We start from the raw sequence: 7,835 nt of genomic DNA, 5'->3' as shown, positions 1-7,835 counted from the left end.
CCGCGCCCCGCCGGACCCGCCCCCCCCCCCCCTCCCCCCCCCCGCGCGGCCGGCCCCGCCCGGGGGGCCAGCGCGCCCGTTATGACCTCATTGACCTTGTTTGGGTCAATGACGAGTTGACCTTGCTCATTGGTCGCGCAACCTGCCAGGATGACAGTGCATGTCGCCGACGCAAGAAGGGCTTGGGAAATTTTCTTCAACTTGAATCCTCGGTTTTTTGGTTGTTCTGCTGTACGACTCGCTATATATCGGTCACTGATTTGCGTTCTTGATCAAGTACGTGCGATTCGTGACATCTCGAAGATTACGGTGTGTTACGCGACGCATAACAGCAGCTGATTTTCGGCTATTGGGAATGATCGTCAAAAGAGATGGCTATCGTGCTACCGACTGCGACATGGGCAGACGCCGGTGCGTAGACTTGCAGCAGTGTTGATTTGCTTGGACCGCTGGCAGCCAGGTGTCGAAGACACTAGAGCGGACGCTGGGACGCAGTCCTGGCGTCCGTCGCACGCGAAAACAGTTCTTTCGCCAAAAGGCCAAAGCAAGACCATATCGTAGACTGTTTGCATTGAAGAGTTTTTGATATGGCATAGCGACTTCGTTTATCCGATTTCGGTCGCTGGCGGATGTGATGCATCTCTCTTGTGTGTCATCGGAGATCGAGAATATCCATCGAAAGTTAGAAGATTCGAGGGTGCAACACTCTCACCAGTCTTGTTAGAAGTTCTATTCTTGTCGAAATTGCAAAAGATTCTTGCGTATTGACAACAAGCAGTAGGCACACGTATTCGGTTGTGATCTAGCTAATGTACAAATAGAAGATCACTTATATCCTTCGCTTCGGTCTGGATCTGGTGCGCTACTGAAGTTGAGGCACCGTAAAATTCTTTCGACGTTCAGCGCGAACCTACGACAGACGCTTCGTTGTGTCGTGATGGCAATAGGCGGCTGGTGCGCCCAAGTTTCAACCCGTTTTTTCGAACCGGTGTGGAGTATTTAAAGTGGACAAGCATGATGACGATGTTGTTCGTCACTACGTAGATGAACTCATGGCGCTCGGCGTTCGCATTATGAGCGGAGAGCAGGTATCGGAGAATATACGGAGGGTCGTCGATACGGCTTTCATCGACTTCGAAGTCAGATTCACGACTACGCCGGAGGCGAGCAAACTTCTCTTCCTCAGTCGCCTCAAGCTGAACGCTGGACTCGTCGCGAGCTCAAGCCCTGGTCAGTCTTCGGTCTTGATGAAAGCACACGATATTGGAATGAAAAAGCTGTTTGTGTGATTTGCCCGTTATATGCGCACAACCAGTGCATCCTTGACTGGCTTGATGATGTCATTGGCGGACAACAAATACTTGCATTTGCGACATCAATGTAGACGAAAATTTTCACTCGCTGCGTGATATTGTGTCGATGACGGTTACAGACATGTCTCGCACAAATTTTCAATTTTCAGTCGCTTCGCACGTGATGGCCACTTTGGGTGTTCGTCATGGCCAATCAATGTATTCGGCGACACTGGCGGACAGCGTGAATGCGGATGCAAGCTTCGTTCGCCGCATTATCTCGAAACTGGCCAAGGCTGGACTTGTGAAAACCGTGCGAGGCAAGAGCGGGGCGTGTTCGCTGGCGAAGCCGCCGTCGCAGATCACAATGCTCGAGATATACCGTGCGAGTGAGGCGCCCGTTGCGTTCGCAATTCACGACTACCCAGTTGAAGAGGAGTGCAGGGTCAGCCGTAATATCAAAGGTTGCATGGAGCGTGTTTTGTGTGTGGCGCAGAACGGTCTCGAAGAAAGCCTTGCTCGACAAACGCTCGCAGACGTGGTCGCAATGATCAAAGATTGCGGCTAATTTTTTTGCCTCTAATTGTTACTTTTAAACGCACAATTGTTGTGACGTGTACCAGAGAAAATCCATGAAACTCGATCAGCAAACAAAGGTTGCCTTCGTAACGGGCGGAAATCGCGGTATTGGACTGGAAACCGCGAGGCAGTTGGCTCAGGCCGGAGTGTTTACAGTTATCGGTTCGCGCAGCGATGAGGCAGGCAAAGCTGCAGTCCAGCAGTTGAGCGATGAAGGCCTGAGCATCAGTCACCTCGTATTCGATGTGACGAATCAACAAGACCATCAGAAGGCCCGAGATCATTTCAAAACGCTTGCAGGCCGACTGGACATCCTGATCAACAATGCAGGTGTCTACCTCGAAGGCGAAACGGGCGTCAACGAGCTTTATAACGCGATAGATGTTCCTGAAAGTGTTATGCGCGAAACGATGGAAGCGAACTTTTTCGCTCCTGTCCTCCTGACGCAAACTCTGCTGCCGCTTCTTCAGGCAGCGCCCGCCGGTCGTATCGTGAATCTCTCGAGCACACTTGGTTCGCTGACACTACATAGCGATGCGTCGTCACCCGTATTCAATATCAATTCTGTCGCATACGACACCTCGAAGACGGCGATCAACTCGTACACCGTGCATCTGGCCAACGTTCTGAAGGGGACTCGCGTCAAAGTCAATGCAGCGCATCCGGGCTGGGTGCAGACGTCGATGGGCGGGAGCGCCGCGCCTATGTCTATTGTGGATGGCGGAAAAACCAGCCTACGGCTCGCACTTTTGCCAGAGGATGGTCCCAGCGGTGGCTTTTTCCATCTGGACAAGCAGTTGCCGTGGTGAACGATGTCACGCACGGTGCGTGACATGATGTGAATACTGACCGGTGCGTAACGTCGACGGAGTAGTCTGCCGTTGGCGAGCCTGTAGTCTCCTAAAACTACAGTCAATGTGCACCGGCTACGGGTAGCTGTGCTAATCGCAACCGAGCGATCAGCATCAAAGCCCATGCGGCGTTGACAATCATTGAAAGGTCTCTTGGCCACCCCTCGCAGCGGTGGCAAGCATAGCGATCAGCCCTCTCCAGATCGTTGAGCGAGCTGCTCAATCATCCAATCGTTCACTTTCTGCACATGCTTTCCGTACGCGGTATGTTCAGGTGAACACCCGAGCCGCTGCGCGGGTTCAACGTCAGTGTGCTCAAGTAGCGAGGCGATATCTCCGCTTCCGGCATCCTTCCGCGGGGGTCTAGAGATAGGTCGACCGTGGTCGGGGCGTGGCCTATCAAGAGGGGGGGAGGTTGCAATTTAACTCGCGACCACCTTACCTTGTTCTGTCAGACGCACCGCTGATGAAAAAGCACAGCCTTAACGGACCTACCTGAAGCTCACGACGAGGAGAAGGCGGGGAACCTGCGTTTCTGGCACACCGAAGGAGACGAGTCCTGTGCGGTGGCCGCTGATGAAAGAGTGGTATGCGGATTCGCTTTGTGCGAAATAGTCATACGGCCATAACGAAGGCGCGAATTTCAATCCACGCCATTCGGTGAGTGTTAGCCGGAATTGAGGGGCAGCACGACGTTAAATGGACGGTTGCCTTCACGACAAGACAACAGATTCGATATCTAACCTGAAGATAGATGGAGCCGTTAGAAGCGTGTGGTCGTTCGCGTCGCGAAATACTACACGACGGTTGGTTGGAAAAATAAAACCATCGAAATTCTTGTGGTCAAATGTGTAGTGCGCGGCTGTACCGCGACTAACATCCGGGATGTAGTCGTTACGAACGAGATAGCCTGCATCGTTGAAGTAAAACTTCTGCTCTGCGCAGTGCACATGGATGCTAGGTGGAAACGTGACTTTGAGCACTCTCCATTGCTCGCCATGCTCCTCGTGTGGAGCAATCTCCTCGCAGTGAATGCCATCGTTAGTGAGCAGGAACGGCATGGTCATGTAGTTCTGAAGCGCGTAAGCCACGAAGTAGAAAAACTGGCTATCACTCCACGGCGTCTTGCGTTCATGACCCTCAAAAGACTTGCGCGGGTCGTCGAGTTCCGATGTTATTACTCCAGCATCGGTTTCAATCCTGACACGCCCATCTTCGAATATCCCTCGACTGCCCGGCGCCGGGAACGGCGTGATCAAAGTGCGGCGACGCTGTATGTCGATCTTCACCATAACGTCTCGCATACCGTGCGGTTGGCGCTTGATTTCAAGTAGCGCGCCGCGAAATGTCAGGCGGAAATCGATATTGTTCACGCGGTGCCAGTTATCCAGTCCACCGTGTGCGTCGAGTACTTTATCCAGAAGATCAGTCATTGAGTGCGGGATTCTCGTCGAAGTTGAGCAGGAGCGACATCGCCGAGCGGTCATAAGACAGGATGCCAACCCCGAAAGTAAACGATTGTGTTTACTTTGTCAACCGGATACCCTAGCTATCAGCGGCGAACTCACAAGGAAGGCGATATGGCGCTGGAGATAGAAGGTAAGAAGCTCGAAATTGTGAGCTATGCTTTGGATCGATTCTATGAATCGGGTTTTCATGCGACGGGCATGGAGGCCGCTTTGGCCGGTAGCGGCATATCCAAGCGCACCCTCTATAAGTATTTCCCGTCAAAAGAAGACCTGATTGAGGCCGCCTTGAGGCTCTATAGCGAGGCCATCGTGCGTGATCTCTTCGACCCGGTCGCAAATGTCAGCGATCCACGCAAGCAGATCATCGCGGTCTTCGATGTACCCAAGAATACTGGCCGGGTGCGCACACGAGGCTGCTTTGGGATGAAAGCAGCGCAAGAATACGCCGGGAAACATGAAGGTATTGTCAAGCTTGGAATAGAAGCAAGTACGCGCGCGGAAATGAAGTTCCTTGAACTGTGTGAGGAAGCGCGCTTTGCCAGACCTCAGTATCTTGCAAAACAGCTTAACGTTATTCTACAAGGTGCGTTGGTCCTCTCGCACACGACGGGCGACGCCGCGCCATTTCTTTTGGCAAAAGACGTTGCGTCATCGCTTATCGAGAATGTGCGTATCGAATAGTCCACGAGCACAACGGAGTCATGTGGATAGATATCTCGAATGAGCCAGCCATAATCAGCTCTGCCTCCGCGGTTAGTTGTCGCGATAATGCAAGCGACGAGAGGGAGGCAGCGACAGGTAGCAGGCTGCAACCTGTTGGCTTAGGCTGGCCGGCCGAATCAGTGCAGGCGCATTGTGTGTTGCAGATTCGCGTTCGCGTCGCGCTGCGTCAGCGCCGATTGCTTGATGACCAGATCTACCACCTTTTGCGAGTCACATCGAGCCCCTCGCTGGTAAGATGCATCCCCAACGGATGTCCAACTTATCAACGAAAGCAAAAAGAAATGGGACGCGAAACGGTACAGGAATGGCTCGACCGCTCGAACAGGCACGCCATGGTGCTGATCGAACGTCAGGCGCGAACGGCCACAGGATTGATTCCGTTTTTGGGCGCTGGGATATCCATGGCGTTCGGGTACAAAAATTGGGGTGATCTGCTGCTCAACGCGACACCACCAGCACTCAAGCGAAAGATGGCCGGCTTGCTGGAACGCGGCAAATACGAGGAGGCAGCAGAGAGTTTGCTGAAGCGCTTCGGTCCGGACGGCTTTCAGGACATCGTAGCCACTGCTGCGGGCGACCATGTCCTTGCCAACTCCGAGTTCCGCTCGGGCACTGTGTCTCTTCTGCCGTTACTGGGCGGTGGCCCAGCAATCACGACCAACTTTGACCGGGTGCTCGAGAAGGGATTTGCGGTGAACGGAGCGCCGTTCGAGGCCGTTATATCCGGACCGCGACCAGATCAGATTGTCGATGCCCTTCACTCAAATGAGCATGCGCTGATCAAGCTGCACGGAGACTGGCAAGATCGCGTTGGGCGGACGTTCACAAAGTCCGACTATGATGCGAACTACGGATTACCTGATGCCCGAAACAAGCGGGAGTTGCTCGAAAGCGTTGAGCGTCTTCTTTTCAGCAGCCGTTCGCTGCTCTTCATTGGCGCAAGCTTGGCCGAAGATCGAACAGTAAAAATGCTGAAAAAAGTGCACGCTGAGTATGCAGCGATTCGACACTTCGCGATTGTCCCGGTGCCTGACAAGAAAAAGGAACTCGCCGTGCGGGAAGCGCATTTCGGCGAATGCGGTGTAGTTCCCTTGTGGTATCAGCCCACGAAAACCAAAGGTCACGGTGATTGCATTGAGGAGCTCTTGCAGCAAATTATTGAGCGATCCTCGGTACAGACGCTACGTGTAGCCTCAAACGATAAGTCAAAGGCGTCTTCATCCACACGGTCCGCGGTTCCACCTTTCACATTGTTCGCAACTCCAGACCCTGCCGGTTCGTCCAGCAGCGAAGCATCCAAGCCTGCGGACGGGGACCTGACGGCCCATTTCGATCGTATCGCGCGTCAGATTGAAGATGGCAGAATTACGTTCTTCCTGGGTGCAGCAATTCATGCGCCGACACGACTGCTCGCTTCCGATTTCTACCAGACGTTAGCGTCAATCTTCGATTGTGATGCGCTCGTGCGAGAGCAATTTGCCGTTTCACAGTATATCGCCGACCTGCATGGGCGTGACGCACTGGACCATGAGATCAAGAAGCTGTTCGAGTACACGACGCTTGTTCGGCGCGAGACACACGAGTTCTTCGCATCGTGGAGTAGCTTCAACTCGAAATCTGGCGTGCCGCTCCCATATCCAACGATCTTTACGACAAACTACGATTGCGTACTCGAAGAGACGCTTTCCGATGCAGATCTGCCATTCCATCTGTTTTCGTACCAAGCGTCGGGAACCCATGCGGGGCTCTTCTACCATCGCAGTCCCGACGACGGCCTTCGAATCATCGAACGACCCGAGAACATTCGCTCGCTTGCGCCTGGGTTTGTCGTTGTCAAGCTGAATGGTGGGATTGACTACCGAAAGGAAATCCCGGAAACGTTCGTGAATACACGGCTCGACTACTGGGATCTTGCTTCGCGCATTCCGCGTGTTTTCCCGCAAGCGATTTCTCAAGTTCTGTCAAACACCCAGCTGCTCTTTCTCGGTCATGGACTTGCTGCGCAGGATGTGGAAGCGACTATCCGGTTCGCACACCAAGAGCATCGCGGCCCTCGGTCGTGGGCAGTTACAACAGGTGACCAAGACCGGCGGTATTGGAACCAATGTGGCATTGAAATTGTAAATCAGACAGTCGCGTCATACGTGCAGCGATTGCAATCGCGACTCGTCGGGAGAAAATAATCTTCTACTACAAACGTGGCACGCGCTCATTGTCGCTACTTCTCCGGTAGGTCTAGCGTAGTGCCCGGTCGCTTCGGCATATCGACTTAAGGTGTGTCGATTTTTGCCGTTATGGAGGTAGCTGGCGCAAGACCATCTGATCCAGTGGATCTGGTCTGTCCCATGTTTCTCGTACCCATTCGAATTTCGTGAACAATCCCGCATCGCCACACATCGTAAGCCAGGTTTTCACGTTACTCCGTGAGAACTGTACAGACGGAGCCGAGGGGAAGATAGCGTTCGTGGGCGCAATTAACCAGCTTCTTGATGAGACGCGTTTAAGGCGGCGAACGATCGACGAGGCATGGGTCGCGAGCTGGCCCAAGCCACTCTATGCAAATGACAAAGCATGGAAAGCGACCGCCGTCCTTTCAAAATGTAAGCATCTCTTCGATACAAGAGACCATGATCATTTTGCGAGCGTCACGCGTAAGGTCCTGACCGGATTGCGAGATCCAGATGAAAAGCTGGACCGGATTCGTCGTCTCTCCTCGGAATGGTGCGAGGTTTTCAAACTACAGGATGCAGCTGCTGTTGCAACGCTTGAGAAGATCGAGCGTGAAGGTATCGAGCAGGCAGTTGAATTTGCTCGTCGCGCTATCGGGGTACCAGGTTTTGATAGGGAATCTCTGCAAAAGTCCTGGCATTGACGCGAGCGTGCACTATCCTGGGATGAGGCGAATTCAAGGAGTGGCACGA

Annotated in this window: 7 protein-coding genes; 6 read left to right on the top strand and 1 reads right to left on the bottom strand. The window is 53.4% G+C overall.

The features are described from left to right. Positions 1-1,004 precede the first annotated feature (1,004 nt). The 3 genes from DK391_RS42625 (at position 1,005) to DK391_RS42615 (ending at position 2,680) form a co-directional block, all read left to right on the top strand. Positions 1,005-1,289, top strand: coding sequence for a hypothetical protein (locus DK391_RS42625; protein WP_109484027.1), 285 nt, complete (start codon positions 1,005-1,007; stop codon positions 1,287-1,289). 145 nt (positions 1,290-1,434) lie between these two features. Next, positions 1,435-1,860 carry an Rrf2 family transcriptional regulator gene (locus DK391_RS42620; protein WP_162601063.1) on the top strand — a complete coding sequence of 142 codons (426 nt, stop codon included), beginning with the start codon at positions 1,435-1,437 and terminating at the stop codon, positions 1,858-1,860. Between the two features lie 64 nt (positions 1,861-1,924). Continuing rightward, complete coding sequence (locus DK391_RS42615) at positions 1,925-2,680, top strand: SDR family oxidoreductase (RefSeq protein ID WP_109484025.1); 756 nt, start codon at positions 1,925-1,927, stop codon at positions 2,678-2,680. Positions 2,681-3,435: 755 nt separating this feature from the next. Here the strand turns inward: DK391_RS42615 and DK391_RS42610 are convergent. Beyond that, the gene (locus DK391_RS42610) at positions 3,436-4,155 is read right to left on the bottom strand and encodes a hypothetical protein (RefSeq protein WP_109484024.1); all 720 of its coding nucleotides are present in this window, start codon (positions 4,153-4,155) and stop codon (positions 3,436-3,438) included. Positions 4,156-4,302: 147 nt separating this feature from the next. Here DK391_RS42610 and DK391_RS42605 point away from each other — a divergent pair, with 147 nt between their 5' ends. The 3 genes from DK391_RS42605 to DK391_RS42595 all read left to right on the top strand — a co-directional run bounded on the left by DK391_RS42605 (position 4,303) and on the right by DK391_RS42595 (position 7,786). Next, positions 4,303-4,872, top strand: a complete 570-nt coding sequence (locus DK391_RS42605) for a TetR/AcrR family transcriptional regulator (protein WP_109484023.1) — start codon at positions 4,303-4,305, stop codon at positions 4,870-4,872. A gap of 176 nt (positions 4,873-5,048) precedes the next feature. Then, on the top strand, positions 5,049-7,097 hold the full coding sequence (locus DK391_RS42600) for an SIR2 family protein (RefSeq protein ID WP_162601062.1): 2,049 nt from the start codon (positions 5,049-5,051) through the stop codon (positions 7,095-7,097). A 281-nt stretch (positions 7,098-7,378) separates the two neighbouring features. Then, on the top strand, positions 7,379-7,786 hold the full coding sequence (locus DK391_RS42595; protein ID WP_162601061.1) for a hypothetical protein: 408 nt from the start codon (positions 7,379-7,381) through the stop codon (positions 7,784-7,786). Positions 7,787-7,835: the final 49 nt, after the last annotated feature.

Origin of the sequence: Paraburkholderia sp. C35 (genome assembly GCF_003121405.1) — a bacterium.
Lineage (GTDB): Bacteria > Pseudomonadota > Gammaproteobacteria > Burkholderiales > Burkholderiaceae > Paraburkholderia.
This window is presented reverse-complemented; position numbering and strand designations above follow the sequence as displayed.

What these genes read in the sequence shown, in the direction of transcription:
- DK391_RS42615 (WP_109484025.1), top strand. Translation starts at nt 1,925, where the DNA reads ATGAAACTCGATCAGCAAACAAAGGTTGCCTTCGTAACGGGCGGAAAT.
- DK391_RS42620 (WP_162601063.1), top strand. Translation starts at nt 1,435, where the DNA reads ATGTCTCGCACAAATTTTCAATTTTCAGTCGCTTCGCACGTGATGGCC.
- DK391_RS42610 (WP_109484024.1), bottom strand. Translation starts at nt 4,155, where the DNA reads ATGACTGATCTTCTGGATAAAGTACTCGACGCACACGGTGGACTGGAT.
- DK391_RS42605 (WP_109484023.1), top strand. Translation starts at nt 4,303, where the DNA reads ATGGCGCTGGAGATAGAAGGTAAGAAGCTCGAAATTGTGAGCTATGCT.